Annotated in this window: 11 protein-coding genes; 5 read left to right on the forward strand and 6 right to left on the reverse strand. The window is 70.9% G+C overall.

Going from position 1 to position 15,927, the window contains the following annotated elements:
- Nucleotides 1-107: 107 nt before the first annotated feature.
- From gyrB to recF, 3 genes are all read right to left on the reverse strand, one after another.
- On the reverse strand, nucleotides 108-2,525 hold the full coding sequence (gene gyrB, locus LR948_RS12615) for a DNA topoisomerase (ATP-hydrolyzing) subunit B (protein ID WP_232754397.1): 2,418 nt from the start codon (nucleotides 2,523-2,525) through the stop codon (nucleotides 108-110).
- 80 nt (nucleotides 2,526-2,605) lie between these two features.
- Entirely contained in the window at nucleotides 2,606-3,226 is a 621-nt protein-coding gene (locus tag LR948_RS12620; RefSeq protein WP_232754398.1) for a LysE family translocator, read from the reverse strand.
- A complete protein-coding gene (gene recF / locus LR948_RS12625) occupies nucleotides 3,223-4,338 on the reverse strand; it encodes a DNA replication/repair protein RecF (RefSeq protein ID WP_232754399.1) in 1,116 nt (371 codons plus the stop codon). The genes LR948_RS12620 and recF overlap by 4 nt, the downstream gene beginning before the upstream one ends.
- 82 nt (nucleotides 4,339-4,420) lie before the next feature.
- Between recF and LR948_RS12630 the strand changes: the two genes are divergently transcribed.
- Both LR948_RS12630 and LR948_RS12635 read left to right on the forward strand, forming a co-directional pair.
- Nucleotides 4,421-5,551, forward strand: coding sequence for a DUF2793 domain-containing protein (locus LR948_RS12630; protein WP_232754400.1), 1,131 nt, complete (start codon nucleotides 4,421-4,423; stop codon nucleotides 5,549-5,551).
- A gap of 150 nt (nucleotides 5,552-5,701) precedes the next feature.
- A complete protein-coding gene (locus tag LR948_RS12635; protein ID WP_232754402.1) occupies nucleotides 5,702-8,170 on the forward strand; it encodes a calcium-binding protein in 2,469 nt (822 codons plus the stop codon).
- Nucleotides 8,171-8,440: 270 nt separating this feature from the next.
- On the opposite strand, the gene LR948_RS12640 is transcribed toward LR948_RS12635, so the two are convergent.
- The 3 genes from LR948_RS12640 to LR948_RS12650 form a co-directional block, all read right to left on the reverse strand.
- Nucleotides 8,441-9,292 (reverse strand): ABC transporter permease, encoded by an 852-nt coding sequence (locus LR948_RS12640; RefSeq protein ID WP_232754403.1) that lies wholly within the window; start codon nucleotides 9,290-9,292, stop codon nucleotides 8,441-8,443.
- The gene (locus LR948_RS12645) at nucleotides 9,285-11,003 is read right to left on the reverse strand and encodes a CAP domain-containing protein (protein ID WP_232754404.1); all 1,719 of its coding nucleotides are present in this window, start codon (nucleotides 11,001-11,003) and stop codon (nucleotides 9,285-9,287) included. Before LR948_RS12645 ends, LR948_RS12640 begins: the two co-directional genes overlap by 8 nt.
- A 203-nt stretch (nucleotides 11,004-11,206) precedes the next feature.
- Nucleotides 11,207-12,526 carry a UDP-glucose/GDP-mannose dehydrogenase family protein gene (locus tag LR948_RS12650; protein WP_232754405.1) on the reverse strand — a complete coding sequence of 440 codons (1,320 nt, stop codon included), beginning with the start codon at nucleotides 12,524-12,526 and terminating at the stop codon, nucleotides 11,207-11,209.
- Between the two features lie 796 nt (nucleotides 12,527-13,322).
- Between LR948_RS12650 and LR948_RS12655 the strand changes: the two genes are divergently transcribed.
- Genes LR948_RS12655 through kdsA form a run of 3 tightly spaced genes read left to right on the forward strand, consistent with a single transcriptional unit; the run spans nucleotide 13,323 to nucleotide 15,909 of the window.
- Nucleotides 13,323-14,306 carry an SIS domain-containing protein gene (locus tag LR948_RS12655; protein ID WP_232754406.1) on the forward strand — a complete coding sequence of 328 codons (984 nt, stop codon included), beginning with the start codon at nucleotides 13,323-13,325 and terminating at the stop codon, nucleotides 14,304-14,306.
- Nucleotides 14,303-15,091: a 3-deoxy-manno-octulosonate cytidylyltransferase gene (locus LR948_RS12660; RefSeq protein WP_232754407.1), complete on the forward strand. Its 789-nt coding sequence runs from the start codon at nucleotides 14,303-14,305 to the stop codon at nucleotides 15,089-15,091. Before LR948_RS12655 ends, LR948_RS12660 begins: the two co-directional genes overlap by 4 nt.
- Nucleotides 15,088-15,909 carry a 3-deoxy-8-phosphooctulonate synthase gene (gene kdsA / locus LR948_RS12665; RefSeq protein ID WP_232754408.1) on the forward strand — a complete coding sequence of 274 codons (822 nt, stop codon included), beginning with the start codon at nucleotides 15,088-15,090 and terminating at the stop codon, nucleotides 15,907-15,909. Before LR948_RS12660 ends, kdsA begins: the two co-directional genes overlap by 4 nt.
- The last annotated feature ends 18 nt before the right edge of the window (nucleotides 15,910-15,927 follow it).

Genomic DNA, 15,927 nt, shown 5'->3' on the forward strand with positions numbered 1-15,927 from the left:
GGGGGCGGGGCGCGGCCTCCCGGCGGGCGGGCGGCGTTCCAGCCGCCGCCCCGGGGCACCGCCCCTTTCGGGGGGGGGGCACCGGCCCGCGCAGGGCCGACGCTGCCTCAGAAGTCCAGGTTCTCCACGCTGAGCGCGTTCTGCTGGATGAACTCGCGGCGGGGTTCGACCACGTCGCCCATGAGCTTGGTGAAGAGGTCGTCGGCCTCGGCCATGTCGTCCACCGTCACCCGCAGGAGCGTCCGCGCGTCGGGGTCGAGCGTGGTTTCCCAGAGCTGGTCGGGGTTCATCTCGCCCAGGCCCTTGTAGCGCTGCAGCTGGTTGCCCTTCTCGCCCTCTTCGAGGATCGCCTGCAGCAGTTCCAGCGGCCCGTGGATCATCTGCCGGCGCTCCTTGCGCTGCAGCACCGCCGGGGCGCCGTAAACCGCCTGCAGGCTCTCGGTGAAGGAGCCCGTGCGGCGCGCCTCGCCCGAGCGCAGCATGGTGCCGTCCAGCGTGCGGACCTCTTCGACGCCGCGCAGGATGCGCGCCAGCCGCATGCCGCGGTCCTGGGTGATGCGGCCCTGCCAGCCCTTCTCGTATTCCAGCGCGATCAGGTCGAGCCGCGCGGCCACCCGGTCGGCCACGCCCTGCAGGTCGCTGTCCACCGCGCCGGGCACGAAGGCCCCGGCGATGGCCGCCTGTTCGAGGATGTTGCGCGGGTAATGCGTCGGGAAGGCCTCGAGCACGCGCTTGAGCTGCCGCGCCTCCTCGACCACGCGCACCAGGTCCTGGCCGGTGATCTCTTCGCCGTTGCCCTGCTGCAGGAGCGCCCCGTCGGTGCCCTGCTGGATCAGGTAATCCTCGAGCGCGGCGGTGTCCTTGAGGTAGACCTCGGACTTGCCCCGCGCGACCTTATAAAGCGGCGGCTGGGCGATATAGAGATAGCCGCCATCGATCAGCTCCGGCATCTGCCGGTAGAAGAAGGTCAGAAGCAGCGTGCGGATATGCGCGCCGTCAACGTCGGCGTCGGTCATCAGCACGATCTTGTGGTAGCGCAGCTTGGAGATGTCGAACTCGTCCCGGCCGATGCCGGTCCCGAGCGCCATGACCAGGTTCCCGATCTCCTGGGAAGACAGCATCCGGTCGAAGCGCGCGCGCTCGACGTTCAGGATCTTGCCCTTGAGCGGCAGGATCGCCTGGGTGCCGCGGTCACGCCCGGTCTGGGCCGAACCGCCGGCGCTGTCACCCTCGACGATGAAGAGCTCGGTCTTGGAGGGATCCTTCTCGGAGCAATCCTTCAGCTTGCCGGCCAGGTAGTTGACGTCCATCGCGGTCTTGCGGCGGGTCAGCTCGCGGGCCTTGCGCGCGGCCTCGCGGGCCATGGCGGCCTCGACGATCTTGCCGACGATCATCTTGGCCTCGTTGGGGTTCTCCTCGAACCATTCGGCCAGCTTCTCGTTCATCAGGCTCTCGACCGCCGGGCGCACCTCGGAGGACACGAGCTTGTCCTTGGTCTGCGAGGAGAACTTCGGGTCCGGCACCTTGACCGAGAGCACGCAGGTCAGCCCCTCGCGGGCGTCGTCGCCGGTGAAGCTGATCTTTTCCTTCTTGGCGATGCCGCTGTCGGTGGCATAGCGCGTCAGGGTCCGGGTCAACGCCCCGCGGAAGCCCGCCATATGGGTGCCGCCGTCGCGCTGGGGGATGTTGTTGGTGAAGGGCAGCACGGTCTCGTGGTAGCTGTCGTTCCACCACATCGCGATCTCGACACCGATGCCGTCGCGCTCGCCGGTGATGTAGATCGGCTCGGGCATCATCGGATGCTTGCTGCGGTCGAGGTATTTCACGAATTCCTTCACGCCGCCGTCATAGAACAGCTCGCTCTGCAGCGGCTCGGCGGGGCGCTCGTCCTCCAGCAGGATCCGCACGCCGGAGTTCAGGAAGGCCAGCTCGCGCAGGCGCTTTTCCAGGATGTGGAAGTCGTAGTCGAGGTTCGAGAAGGTGTCGGTCGAGGCGAGGAAGCGCACCTCGGTGCCCTTCTGGCCCTCGGCGTCGCCCACGTCGCGCAGATGCTCCGAGGTCTCGCCGCGCTCGAAGCGGGCGTAATGCTCGCGGCCGTTGCGCCAGATGCGCAGCTCCAGCCAGTCCGACAGCGCGTTGACCACCGAGACGCCGACCCCGTGCAGGCCGCCCGAGACCTTGTAGGAGTTCTGGTCGAACTTCCCGCCCGCGTGCAGCTGGGTCATGATGACCTCGGCCGCGGAGACGCCCTCTTCCTCGTGGATGTCGACCGGGATGCCCCGGCCGTTGTCCGCCACCGAGACGCTGTTGTCGGCGTGAATCTTCACCCGCACGAGCGTCGCATGGCCGGCCAGCGCCTCGTCGATGCCGTTGTCGACGACCTCATAGACCATGTGGTGCAGGCCCGAGCCGTCGTCGGTGTCGCCGATATACATGCCCGGCCGCTTGCGGACGGCTTCCAAGCCCTTGAGAACCTTGATAGATCCGGCGCCGTATTCCTCGGGCGCGGCTGCGCTCTCTGCCATGCGTGATGTCCTTGTTCTTGCCGGGCAATTTATACGAAGTCTGGTGGGGATTGTCACGCAACCGCCCCAGATTTTGCGCTTCATGTGAAGGGAATGAGGAGCCCCACCGCGATCAGCAGAGCGCCCGCGGTCAGATTGGTGCGCCGCACCGCCGCGGGGCTCGAGAGAAGCCGTTTAACCCGGTCGATCGAGAGCGCCAGCACCAGGTTGCCGCAGAGCGGCACCAGCGCCGAGATCAGCGAGATCACCGCCATGTCGACCCAGGTCACCCGCGAGACGTCGAAGAAGCCCGGCAGCATGCCCATGTAGAACAGGATCGCCTTGGGATTGCCGATGATCACCGCAAGCCCGGCGGCGAAACCCGCCCAGACCCCAGGCCGGGTCAGCCGGCTGTCGCGCGAGAGGTCCGCCTCGGCGTTCTTCAGGATCAGCGCGCCCATGACCAGGAAGGTCAGGCTCGCGACCCAGCGCAGCGCCACGATGAAGCCGCCGTAGACCGAGACGATCCAGGACACGCCCAGGATCGCCAGGAAGGGCCAGATCATGTCGCCCACGACCACGCCCAGCGCCAGCGGCCAGGCGGCGTGGAAGCCGCCCGCCAGGGCCCGGGCGACCAGCGCCACCCAGACCGGGCCGGGGGTCAGGAACAGGATGAAAAGCGCGCCCGCGTAAAGCGCGAGATCGCCGGGGCCTAAAGTCATGGCATGTCCTTCTGGGTGACCTGGCTTTCGCCCTTGTCCTCGGTGACCTCGACGTATTGCGCCGCGCCGCCGAGCTCGGCGAACAGCTCCGGGCCGGTGCCGGTCATCCAGGCCTGGGCGCCGAGCGCGGTGACCTCGGCGTAAAGCGCCGCGCGGCGGCCCGCGTCGAGATGTGCGGCCACCTCGTCGAGCAGCAGGATCGGCGGGGCGCCGAAATCCGCCGCGATGGCCCGGGCATTGGCGAGGATCAGCGAGATCAGCAGCGCCTTCTGCTCGCCGGTCGAGCAATCCGCCGCGGGCACGCCCTTGGCGGCATAGGTGCCGATCAGGTCGGCGCGATGCGGGCCGATCAGCGTGCGCCCGGCGGCGAGGTCGCGCGGGCGGCTGGCCTCGAGCGCGAGGCCCAGCGCGACCTCCTCGGCATAAAGCTCGCCCTCGCCGGCGCTCAGCTCCAGTTCGGCGGCGGGAAAGGCGGTCTCGGCCCCCTGTTGCGCGGCGGCGATGCGGGTCAGCGCCTCCTGCCGGTTGGCCTGGATCTGCGCCCCGGTGCGGGCCATCTGCGCCTCGAGCGCGCGATACCAATGGGCGTCGCGCACCTGGTCCTTCAGCAGGCGGTTGCGGTCGCGCATGGCCTTCTCGTAGTCGAGGCTCGCCTCGGCGTGGTCGGGAAAGAACGACAGCGTCATCCGGTCGAGGAAGCGCCGCCGCCCCTCGGCGCCCTCGATCCAGAGCCGGTCCATCGAGGGCACCAGCCAGAGCACCCGCACCAGCCGGCCCAGCGCCACCTGCGGCTGGGCCTTCTCGTCGATGCGCACCTGCCGGGGCTGGCCCTGCTCCGAGACAAAGGCCACCTCGCTGCGGCCGCCCGGGCCCGCGACCTGGCCGCCGAGCTTCCAGCCGATCGCCTCGGGGCGACGGGTCATCGCCTCGGCCGAGGCCCGGCGCATCCCCCGCCCCGGCGAGAACAGCGACACCGCCTCGAGGAGGTTGGTCTTGCCCGCGCCGTTCGGGCCGTAGATCGCCAGCGGCCGCGCGTCGACATCCAGCACCGCGCGGCGGTGCGAGCGGAAGTGCGACAGCGTCAGCCTCTCGAGGAACAGCGTCTCGGACATGGCCCGCTTATCGCCGCTCTGACCGGGCAAGAAAAGGGCCGCGCGGGGGCGCAACGCGCGCGGCCTGCAGAGGCGGTTAACCATGCCGCCACAGGCTGAAGGCCCGCCCGTCAGCCCCGAGGCCCGCATGTATTCATCCGCCGCGCTTTCCCTGCCTTTCATGGCGCCCTCGCAGGCGCAGAAACACGTCACATTCAACGAGGCGCTGCGGCGGCTCGACCTGGTCACCCAGCTTGCGGTCACGGCGCGCGACCTCGACACCCCGCCGGTCGCGCCCGAGGAGGCCGCGCGCTACATCGTCGGTGCCGCGCCGACCGGCGACTGGGCCGGCCACGCCCGGGAGATCGCGGAGTTCGAAAGCGGCGGCTGGCGCTTCACCCCGCCCGCCTCCGGCTGGCGCGCCTGGGTCGTCGCGGAGGCGCGGCTTCTCGTCTGGGACGGCGCGGCTTGGCAGGACCTCGAGCCCGAGCTGCAGAACCTGCCCGGCATCGGCATCAACGCCACGAGCGATGCCACCAACCGGCTGGCCCTGGCCGCGCCCGCGACGCTCTTCACCCACGAGGGCGCGGGCCACCAGCTGAAGATCAACAAGGCCGCCGCGGGCGACACCGCGAGCCTTCTCTTCCAGACCAACTGGTCGGGCCGGGCCGAGATGGGCACCGCGGGGTCGGACGCCTTCGCGCTGAAGGTCAGCCCCGACGGCGCGAGCTGGACCGACGCCTTGGTGATCGACCCCGCCACCGGCCATGTCTCGGGCGCCGCGGTGCAGGCGACGCCGGGGGATGCCACGCCCGGCCGGCTGATGCGCGCAGACTGGGGCTACGGGCCCGGCACGCTTCTGGGCACCGTGGCCTTCGCCGCGGGCGCCCCCTCGGGTGCGGTCTTCGAACAGGGGGCGGCGCATCTGCGGCTGGCCTCGGGGCTGCAGCTGGCCTGGACGACGCTGACGCTGACACGGATCGACGGGGCGCACCTAGGCGCGACCTGGAGCTTCCCGGCGGCCTTCTCGGCGGCACCTTGGGTCAGCGGCACGCTCGATCCCGGGAGCGCGGGCGGGCTGAGCCCAGGCCTCGACGCGCTGGGACCGGTCCTCGTCACCCCGGGCAGCGGCGCCGATTGCGCGGTCAGCCTCTACCGCCAGGCCGGGCAGATCGACTTCGGCAGCGGCGATAGCTGCGCCGTGCGGCTCATGGCGCTCGGCCGCTGGGACTGAGCCCCGCGCGCGCCGTGCCTGGTTAACAGCGGGTTAAGAAATCCCGCCGCATTGCGCGGGTTCGCCCCGCTTCCGCCCCGAATTCCACCCGTCCCCGCCCCGCGCCCCGGTCACTCCTGGCGCGGGGAACTTCAGCATTCGGGGGATGGGATGCAGGCGGATTTCAATCACGAGGGCTCGGTCTTCGCCACGGCGGCCGGCCAGATCGAAGGGCTGCGCGCCCTGGCGCTGCACGAGGGGCCGGAAGGCGTCACCCTGCAGGTCATCGCGGGCGAGGACGCGGCCCTGCGGTTCAGCACCTGGGACGCGCCCGGCGGCGCCCCCCGGGCGGAAAGCGAGATGTTCCTGCCCGGCGGTCCGGTGGCCGGCGTCACGCCCGAGATCACCCAGGCGGTGCTGCCCTCGGGCCAGGCGGTGGCGCTTCTGACCGGGGCCGCGCCCGCCGGGCTGGTGATCCTGCGGGTCAATGACGACGGCTCTTTCGGCGGGCAGATCGGGGTGGACACCTATGGCGCGGGCGTGCCCCGGGACCTGAGCGACATCGCCCTGCACAGCGTCGACGGGCGGCTGTTCCTCTACGGAATCGCGCCCTGCAGCACCGCCCCCATGGTCTGGGAGCTGAGCGGCTCGGGTCAGCTCACCCTCGTCTCCTCGGGCAGCCGCGCAGCCGATGCGCCCGGCCTCACCGACCTTGCGGTGATCGACGGCCAGCTTGTCGCCGTGGGCGCGGGCGAAGACTTCCTGCAGCTCTACGAGATCCGCCCGAACGGCACGCTGAGCCTGGAGGCCGCGCTGGGCGACGCGGCCAACCCCGGCATCTCGGGCGACGTGACGGTCGAGGTCCTCTCGGTCGGCGGCACGCCCCATGCGGTCCTCGGCGCCGCGGGCACCGGCTCGCTCAGCGTCTACGCGCTGACGCCCGCGGGCCCGGTGCTGACCGACCACCTGATGGACAACCGCCACAGCCGCTTCGCCGCGGTGACCCAGATGGACAGCCTGGTCCTGGACGGCACGGGCTACCTCGCGGCGGGCGGCGGCGACGACGGCGTGAGCCTCTTCGAGCTCTCCGAGACCGGCACGCTCCTGCACCTCGGCGCCCTGGAGGACACGCCCGCGACCGCGCTCACCGCGCTTTCGGGGCTGGTCCTTTACGACGCGGGCGGCGGGCAGATCGGCCTCGCGACCCTGGGCGAGGGCGACCAGGGCATGAGCCTCTTTTCCGTGGGGCTCTCGGGCGCGCGGGTGCAAGACGGGCCGGGCAGCGAGACGCTGACCGCCAGCGCGGCGGCGGATCTGTTCTCCCTGACCGCCGATGCCGAGAGTGACGTGATCCAAGGCTTCGACCCGGCGCAGGACAGGCTCGACCTCTCAGGCTGGGCCTTCTACCGCGACCCCTCGCAGCTCACCGTGAACGCCAGCGCCACCGGGGCCGAGATCCGCTTCATGTCGCTGGTCGGCGAAGAGGTGCTGCGCATCGAAAGCGCCTCGGGCGCGCCGCTCTCGCCCGAGGAGGTCATCGCGGCCATCCTGCCCGCGCCCGACCGCTTCCTGCCGGACTGGCTGACCCCGGACTGGCAGCCCGCGCCCAGCGATCCCGACCGCGCACTGACCGGCTCGCCGGGCTGGGACACGCTCGAGGCGGGCTCAGGCGACGACACGGTGACCGGGCGCGGCGGGTCGGACCTGATCTCGGCGGGCGCGGGCGACGACACGGTCAACGCCGGGATCGGCGCCGACACGATCTTCGGCGGCGCGGGCGACGACAGCCTCGCGGGGCTCGACGGGGCGGACAGCCTCTCGGGCGGCGACGGCGCCGACTGGCTCGCCGGGAACGCCGGGCAGGACGTGATCTCGGGCGACGGCGGCGCCGACAGCCTGATGGGCGGCCAGGCGCCCGATGCGCTTTCGGGCGGGGCGGGCGCCGACACGCTGGCCGGCGAGGACGGCGCCGACACGCTTGACGGCGGCGAGGGCGCGGACCTGCTGACCGGCAACGCCGGGCCGGACGCGCTGATGGGCGGGGCGGCGGAGGACCTGCTGTACGGCGGGATCAACCACGACCATCTCTCGGGCGGCACCGAGGATGACGCGCTTTACGGCGAGGGCGGCAACGACACGCTGGCGGGCGACGAGGGCGCGGATACGCTGTTCGGCGGCGGCAGCAACGACCGGCTTGAGGGCGGCGCGGGTGACGACAGCCTCGACGGCGGGCTGGCGCATGACGCGCTTTCGGGCGGGGCGGGCGACGACTGGATGGTCGGCAAGAACGGCGCCGACACGCTGACCGGCGGGTCCGGGGACGACACGCTTTACGGCGGCTCGGGCAACGATGTCTTGCAGGGCGGCGCGGGCAGTGACTGGCTCGACGGCGGGGCGGGGGCGGATGTCTTTGTCTTCGCCGAGGGCAGCGCCCGGATCACGGAGTTCCAGAACGACGTGGACACGCTGGTGCTGGACGCTGCGCTTTGGGGCGGCGCGCCGCTCGAGCCCGAGGAGGTTCTGGGTTACGCGGCGCCTTTGGGCGAGGACCTGGTCTTCAGTTTCCCCGACGGCGAGCGGCTGGTGATTGCCGGGATGAGCAACCCGGCGGCGCTGTTGAATGACCTGGAGATTTTGTGACGGGGGGTGAGGGGATGCTTGCGCATGGCATTCAACCCTCCGGCTTCGGGCGGGGCCAGCCGCTCACAGATCCAGTGCCGGGCGGGTGCCTGCGGCTCAAGCCTTCCAGAACCGCTGGGTGGAAACCGATCAGCGTCAGGGGCCAGAATACACCCGCGCCACCGGCCAGTTCGAATACATGGACACAGACGACGTGATCCACCGCCAAACCCGCGGTCGGCTGAGCGGGAGCGGTCGGTCAAGCCCCCAGGGCCGCGCGGGGCCCACCCCTCACGCCTCCAGCGCCACGCGGTGGAAGCCGATCAGCATCAGGAGCCCGAAGGCCCCGGTGCCGCCGGCCAGGGCGAAGACATAGACCGGGTCGAGGTAATCCGCCGCGTAGCCCGGGTAGGCGGCGCGGCGGGCGGCGCCGGTGACATGCACCAGCGGGTTCCATTCGAGCCAGCCGCGCCAGGGGTCGGGCAGCCGTTCCTGCAAGAGGATCACGCCCGAGACGATGATCAGCGGGCGGGTCAGCACCGACCAGATCACCTGCCAGAGCGGGTGGAAGGTCAGCGGCAGCGCCAGAAGCGTGCCGATCCCGAAGCCGAGGCTCAGTGCCATGAGATAGGCCAGCGCCATGGGCCCGGGCGCGATGCGCGCCGCAGCCGGGTCCCAGGCAAGGATGCCTGCAAGGATCAGCGTGCCGACCGCCAGTTGCACCAGCGCCGCGAGCCCGCCGGCCGAGAGGAGCACGTCGATCACGCTGATCCGCGGGTAGGCCATGAGCGGCCGCGCCCGGTTCAGCGCCTGGGCCACGGCGGTGGAGGTCATCAGGAAGGCGAAGAACGGCAGGATGCCGGTGGCGTAGAACAGCGCGAAACTGGTGCCGAGCGGCGGCGCGCGGAAGCCCGCCTGGAAGACCAGGCAGAGGAAGGCGATGCCCGCCGCGGGTTCGAGCACCGCCCAGGCGAAGCCGCCGGGGTTGCGCCCGTAGCGGGTTGCCACCTCGCGCAGGGTCAGGGCGCCGATGGCGCGCAGGCTGGCCGAGAGCATGGGCACCCGGGCGGGGCGCAGGTCGTTTGACGCCTCAAGCGGGGGCTGCGCACCGCTCGAGGCCGGGGAAACGGCGCGGTCAGACAAGGATCAGGTCCCCCTCGATCGTCGCGAAATCCGCGATCCCGTCGAAGACCAAAACCTCGCCGCCCGCGAAGGTCAGGGTCAGGTCGCCCTCGGCCACCTGATGCTCGAGCGCCGCGGCGCCCTGGGGCGCCAGCGCGGCGTCGATCTCCACGGCGTCAATGCCGGGCTGATAGTGCACGATCTCGTCCCGCCCGGAGCCGGAGGTGAAGACGAAGACATCCGCGCCGATGCCACCGTGCAGGAGGTTGTCGCCCGCGCCGCCGTCGAGCCTGTCCTCCCCGGCCTGGCCCAGGAGCGTGTCGTCACCTACGCCGCCCGACAGGCTGTCCCAGCCGTTGCCGCCTTCGAGCCGGTCGCGGCCCTCCCCGCCCGTCAGCGAATCGCGGTTGATGCCGCCCTGCAGGAGGTCGCGGCCCGACCCGCCCGAGAGCGTATCGGCCCCGGCCTGGCCGTTCAGGCTGTCGTCGCCGTCCTGGCCCGAGAGCAGATCGCTGCCGTCGCCGCCTTCGAGCCGGTCCGCGCCCGGCCCGCCCGACAGGCCGTCGGCGCCCTGGCCACCCTGCAAAAGATCCGCGCCGCTGCCTCCGGTCAGCGCGTCATTGCCGGATTGGCCAAGCAGCGTGTCCGCGCCGTCGCCGCCGTCGAGCGCGTCAAAGCCGCCCGCGCCGGAGAGACGGTCGTCGCCCGCGCCGCCGAAGAGCGAATCGTGGCCGGTGCCGCCCTCGATCGCGTCATCGCCGCCCTGCCCTTCGAGTAGGTCGCTGCCGCCGCGGCCGAGAAGCAGGTCCGGGCTGTCGGAGCCGCTCAGCCCGTCGGTCCCGCCGGTGCCCGAAAGGGTCACGCCCAGCGCGGACGCCATGCCTCCGGTCACGTCGAGGGCCGTGTTCTCGGTGCCGATGCGCAGTTCGCCGACCACGGTGCCGTCGAGCCCGCCGCCGCTGTAGGTGACGGTATAGTCACCCGGCGGCAGGGCCATCTGGTAGCCGCCCGAGGCCCAGCTGGTGGTCACGTAGCTCATGCCCTCGGAGGTCGCGGTCACGGTGACGCCGCCAAGCCCCTCGCCCGGGTCATAAGCCCCGTCGCCGTCGAGATCTTCGATCACCGTGCCGAGGAGCTGCGGTTCCGGCGACCAGGTGGTGCCGAAGTGCTGGGTCACCACCTCGGGGCCGACCTCCGTGCCGGGGTCGCTGTCGCCGACGAGGCCGATGCCGACCTCGGTATAGGTGGGGCTGAGGATCGCGACGCGGTGCCCGGCGGGGCTTTGCATGCCATGGGGGCCGAGGCCCCAGTCGATGACGAAGGCGGCATGGCCGTGCAGCGGCCCCTCGGAATAGGCATAGACGTTTTCGGCCAGGGCGCGGGCGTCGGCATATCCGGCATCGGTGATGCGCTGGTAGAGGCCCGGCTCTCCGGGCAGGTTGTGCGATTGCTCGTCGTATTCGACGATCAGCGCCGAATGGGTCCGGGCCGATGTGGCGAGCGCGCCGTTCCAGGCCAAGGGCGCGACCGGGGCATAGGCCGCGAGCTGCGCCTCGAGCGCGGGAAGCGAGACGCCAAAATAGACCAGCGCCGCCTGGGTGCCGGGCGTCGCCTCGGCGATCAGCCGATCAAAGGCGCCCGCGGGATCGGCGCGGTCGCGGTTGATCAGGCAAAGGTAATATTGCTCCGCCACGGTCGGGGTGACCGTGGGCGGGGGAATGTAGATGGCCATGCCCGCCTGCCTCCTGCCTTGGGGCAGGGGTATGGCAGGCCCGCGTTAAGGCGGGGTTACCGGCGGGGGATTTTTGGAGGACGGCTCTTGAGGACGTCCGCGCCCTGGCGCCCAGAAAAAAGGCCGCTGCAACCAGCGCCCCGAACCACCCTCGGACAGAGACCCGCAGGCGGGACGCAAGACGCCCCGCCCGCGCGAAACCCTCAGACCGCGTAGCCCAGCCGGCCGATCGCGGCATAGGCGTCGAACCCGGCCTCGCGGGCGTCCTCGGCGGAGTAGATGTTGCGCAGATCGCCCAGCCGGCGGGTGCGCATGCCCTCGGCCAGCACCTTGAGGTCCAGCGCGCGGAACTCGTTCCACTCGGTCAGGATCACCAGGAGGTCGGCCTCCTTGGCGGCGGCATAGGGGTCGGCCTCCCAGCTCACGCCGGGCAGGAGCGCCTCGCCCTCGCGGCGGCCCTGCGGGTCCACCACGGCGACGCTGGCGCCGCCGCCGACGAGTGCCGGCACGATGGTCAGCGCCGGAGCGTCGCGCATGTCGTCGGTGTTGGGCTTGAAGGTCACGCCCAGCACCGCCACGCGCTTGCCGTTGAAGCTGCCGTCGGCGAGGTCGAGCAGCTTGTCGACCATGCGGCGCTTGACCTCGTCGTTGATCTTGATGACCGCCTCGGTGATCTGCATCGGGCTGGCGTGTTCCTGGCCGATCCGGGCCAGCGCCTTGGTGTCCTTGGGGAAGCAGGAGCCGCCGTAGCCGGGGCCCGCGTGCAGGAAGGTCTTGCCGATGCGCCCGTCGAGACCCATGCCCTTGGAGACCTGCTTCACATCCGCGCCGACCTTTTCGCAGAGCGCCGCGATCTCGTTGATGAAGGTGATCTTCGTCGCGAGGAAGGCATTGGCCGCGTATTTGATCATCTCCGCCGATTCGAGGTCGGTGACCACGATCGGGAAGTCGCGCAGGTAGAGCGGGCGGTAGATCTCTTCCATGACCTTGGCGGCGCGGTCGCTCTCGACGCCGACGACCACCCGGTCGGGCTTCATGAAGTCGTCGATGGCCGCGCCCTCGCGCAGGAACTCGGGGTTCGAGGCGACGTCGAAGTCGAGGTCGGGATTGGCGGCGGAGAGCGTCTCGCGGACCTTGGCGTTGGTGCCGACCGGCACCGTCGATTTGGTCACCACGACGATGTAGTGATCCGCGGTGCGGGCGATTTCCTCGGCCGCCGCCATGACATAGGTCAGATCGGCATGGCCGTCGCCGCGCCGGGTGGGGGTGCCCACGGCGATGAAGACCGCGTCGGCGCCGTCGAGCGCGGTCTTGATGTCGCGGGTGAAGGAGAGGCGGCCGGCCTCCACGTTCTTCGCGAGCAGCACGTCGAGGCCCGGCTCGTAGATCGGCACTTCGCCGGCCTCGAGCATCTCGATCTTGCGGGCGTCCTTGTCGACGCAGACGACCTCATGGCCGAAGTCGGAAAAGCAGACCCCGGAGACAAGGCCGACATAGCCGGTGCCGATCATCGCGATTTTCATGGGCGCACCCCTTTGGAGACGTCAGGTTTGCCCGCGTCAGTGATGCAGGCGGGACGGGCTGTCAACGTGCGGGCGCGCGCGGGGGTAAGGGTGTGGCGGCGGGGTGCCGGGGGGTGTTTTGGGCGGAGAGGGGTCGGGTAGAGCGGGGCCGGTGGGCGCGGTTCTGAGAGCGGCGGGGGTGAGCGGGAGGTTGGGCGCGGCGCTTCTGGGACGCGGGTGGGCCATCCACTGGGGTGAACCGCTACACGCACCGAAGGCCCCCGATTGCCGAGACATCAACAGCCCCGCCACTTTCCGTTCCCCCTAGGAGCTCCCGCCTATGAACGCGGCATCCGAGCCGACAACCGAAACCACGCGCGCCCTGACAACCAGCCACCTCTCCGCTAGCCCCAACAGAGGGCGCGCGCCGGACCGGGGGCCGGCGCTTCCGGTAGGAGAGCTATGCGCTTTATCCCAACAAGGTCAGGGCTAGGGGTGAGCTATGCGCGCCACCCACAAGAGCGCCGGCCCATCGGGCCGGTCCGGCGCGCGCCCGGCATCTTCGATGCTATTCGGGCGCAAGAGGGGGACGGTGGTGACATGCTCAACGTTGGGGCGGGACCGGAATGGTGTCCGACAAAGCCCAGCACCACACCGCCAAAACCCGGAACCACTTCAAACCTCGCGCCCCACCCCACCTCAGACCTCGCGCCCCACCTGCGCAAGCTCCACCCCCACAACCCCACCCCCCCCGCGTGGACAGCGCCGCCCGCCCCGGCTACACCGGGCGCAACCTGACTTACCCCGTGAGGCCCAGATGACAGCCGCTCCCGAGACCCCGGCCGAGGCGCCCCGCCCGGCCCGCGAGATCGCCCGCATGGTGCTTGAGACCGAAAGCGCGGGCCTCCTGCGGCTCGCCGAGGAGCTCTCGGAGGACTTCGAGCCCGTCGTCACCCGCCTCCTCGCGATCCCCGGGCGCGTCATCCTCTCGGGCATGGGCAAATCCGGGCACATCGCCGCGAAAATCGCCGCGACCCTGGCCTCGACCGGCAGCCCGGCGCAATTCGTGCACCCGGGCGAGGCCAGCCACGGCGATCTCGGCATGATCACCCGCGAGGATGCGGCGATCCTGATCTCGAACTCCGGCGAGACCCGCGAGCTGGCCGATATCATCGCCCATTGCCGGCGCTTCGGGGTGCCGCTCGTGGCCATCACCCGCAACGCCGAAAGCACGCTGGCGCGCCAGGCCGATCACCTGCTGGTGCTGCCCGACGCGCCCGAGGCCTGCGCCATCGGCATGGCGCCCACGACCTCGACCACCATGACGCTGGCGCTCGGCGACGCGCTGGCGGTGGCGCTGATGGAGGCGCGCGGCTTCGACCGGGAAAGCTTCCACGCCTTCCACCCCGGCGGCACGCTGGGGGCGCGGCTCCTGACCGTGGGCGCGGTGATGCACCGGGGCGCGGCGCTGCCCATCGTGGCCCCCGAGACGCCGATGGGCGAGACGCTCCTGGAGATGACCGCCAAGGGCTTCGGCGTGGCCGCCGTGGTGGCCGAAGGACGGCTCGAAGGGGTGATCACCGACGGCGACCTGCGGCGCAACCTCGACGGGCTCATGGGCCGGACGGCGGGCGCGGTGGCGACCAGCACCCCCACGACCATCACACCCGACGCGCTTCTGGTCGAGGCGCTGGGCCTGATGAACAGCCGCAAGATCTCGGCGCTCTTCGCGGTCGAGGAGGACGGCACACTCTCGGGCCTCGTCCATATCCACGACGCGCTCCGGGCCGGTGTGGCATGAAGACCGTCGTTTTCATCCCCGCCCGCTACGCCTCCTCGCGCTATCCCGGCAAGCCGCTGGTCGAGCTGACCGGCGCCAGTGGCGAGAAGAAGAGCCTGATCCGCCGCAGCTGGGAGGCCGCCCAGGGCATCGCCCGGGTCGATGCGGTCTACGTGCTGACCGATGACGACCGCATCCGGGCTGCCGCCGAGGGTTTCGGCGCCGAGGTGCTGATGACCTCGAGCGCGGCGCGCAACGGCACCGAACGCTGCGCCGAGGCGCTGGCCCAGCTGCCCGAGACCCCCGAGGTGGTGGTCAACCTGCAGGGCGACGCGCCGCTGACCCCGCCCTGGTTCCTCGAGGCGCTGATCGAGGCCATGGACAGCCCCGAGGTGCAGATGGCCACGCCGGTCCTGAAGACCGAGCCCGAGACGCTGGCGAACTTCCTCGCCGACCGCAAGGAGGGCCGGGTCGGCGGCACCACCGCGGTGATGCGCGGCGACGGCACGGCGCTCTATTTCTCCAAGGAGGTGCTGCCCTATGTGGCCGACCTCGCCGCCCCGCCCGAGGTCTGGCACCACGTCGGCGTCTATGCCTACCGCCCCGCCGCGCTCGCGGCCTACGGCGGCTGGGCGGAAGGCCCGCTCGAGGCCGCCGAGGGGCTCGAACAGCTGCGCTTTCTGGAAAACGGATGGCCGGTGAGCTGCGTGCCCGTCGCGGCGCGCGGCCGGGTCTTTTGGGAATTGAACAACCCCGTCGATGTCGCCCGCATCGAGGCGGTTCTGAAAAAGGAGGGCCTGGCATGAAGACCGTCACCATCGGAGAGATCCCCGTCGCCAACGACCAGCCCTTCGCGCTGATCGCCGGGCCCTGCCAGCTCGAGAGCCTGGATCACGCGCGGATGCTGGCCGGGCGCATCGCCGCCGCCGCCGAGGCCGCGAACCGGCCCTGGATCTTCAAGGCGAGCTACGACAAGGCCAACCGCTCCTCGCTCGCCGGCAAGCGCGGGCTGGGCATGGAGGAAGGGCTGAAGATCCTCGGCGAGATCAAGCGCGAGTTCGGCGTGCCCGTCCTGACCGACGTGCATGCGCCCGAGCATTGCGCGCCCGCCGCCGAGGTCGTCGACGTCCTGCAGATCCCCGCCTTCCTGTCGCGCCAGACCGACCTGCTGATCGCCGCGGGCGAGACCGGGGCGGCGATCAACGTCAAGAAAGGCCAGTTCCTCGCGCCCTGGGACATGGAGAATGTCGCCGCCAAGATCGCCTCGACCGGCAACGAGCGGGTGATGCTCTGCGAACGCGGCGCCTCCTTCGGCTACAACATGCTGGTCTCGGACATGCGCTCGCTGCCGATCATGGCGCGCACCGGCTGCCCGGTGGTCTTCGACGCGACCCATTCGGTGCAGCTTCCGGGCGGCATGGGCGGCTCGTCCGGCGGGCAGCGCGAGTTCGTCGAACCGCTGGCGCGCGCGGCGCTGGCCGTGGGCTGCGCGGCGGTCTTCATCGAGACCCACGAGGACCCCGACAACGCCCCTTCGGACGGGCCCAACATGGTCGAGGTCGACCGGCTCGGCGCGCTTCTCAAGGGGCTCGCGGCGATCGACGACCTGACGAAAGGGCGCTGACCGGGGCGGCATAAACCG

The sequence above is a fragment of the Roseivivax sp. GX 12232 genome, from assembly GCF_021272185.1.
In the GTDB taxonomy this organism is placed as follows: Bacteria; Pseudomonadota; Alphaproteobacteria; order Rhodobacterales; family Rhodobacteraceae; genus Roseivivax.

Bases quoted from the DNA above. Each gene is read 5' to 3' on its own strand.
- gyrB (WP_232754397.1), bottom strand. From the start codon at position 2,525: ATGGCAGAGAGCGCAGCCGCGCCCGAGGAATACGGCGCCGGATCTATC.
- LR948_RS12620 (WP_232754398.1), bottom strand. From the start codon at position 3,226: ATGACTTTAGGCCCCGGCGATCTCGCGCTTTACGCGGGCGCGCTTTTC.
- recF (WP_232754399.1), bottom strand. From the start codon at position 4,338: ATGTCCGAGACGCTGTTCCTCGAGAGGCTGACGCTGTCGCACTTCCGC.
- LR948_RS12630 (WP_232754400.1), top strand. From the start codon at position 4,421: ATGCCGCCACAGGCTGAAGGCCCGCCCGTCAGCCCCGAGGCCCGCATG.
- LR948_RS12635 (WP_232754402.1), top strand. From the start codon at position 5,702: ATGCAGGCGGATTTCAATCACGAGGGCTCGGTCTTCGCCACGGCGGCC.
- LR948_RS12645 (WP_232754404.1), bottom strand. From the start codon at position 11,003: ATGGCCATCTACATTCCCCCGCCCACGGTCACCCCGACCGTGGCGGAG.
- LR948_RS12650 (WP_232754405.1), bottom strand. From the start codon at position 12,526: ATGAAAATCGCGATGATCGGCACCGGCTATGTCGGCCTTGTCTCCGGG.
- LR948_RS12655 (WP_232754406.1), top strand. From the start codon at position 13,323: ATGACAGCCGCTCCCGAGACCCCGGCCGAGGCGCCCCGCCCGGCCCGC.
- LR948_RS12660 (WP_232754407.1), top strand. From the start codon at position 14,303: ATGAAGACCGTCGTTTTCATCCCCGCCCGCTACGCCTCCTCGCGCTAT.
- kdsA (WP_232754408.1), top strand. From the start codon at position 15,088: ATGAAGACCGTCACCATCGGAGAGATCCCCGTCGCCAACGACCAGCCC.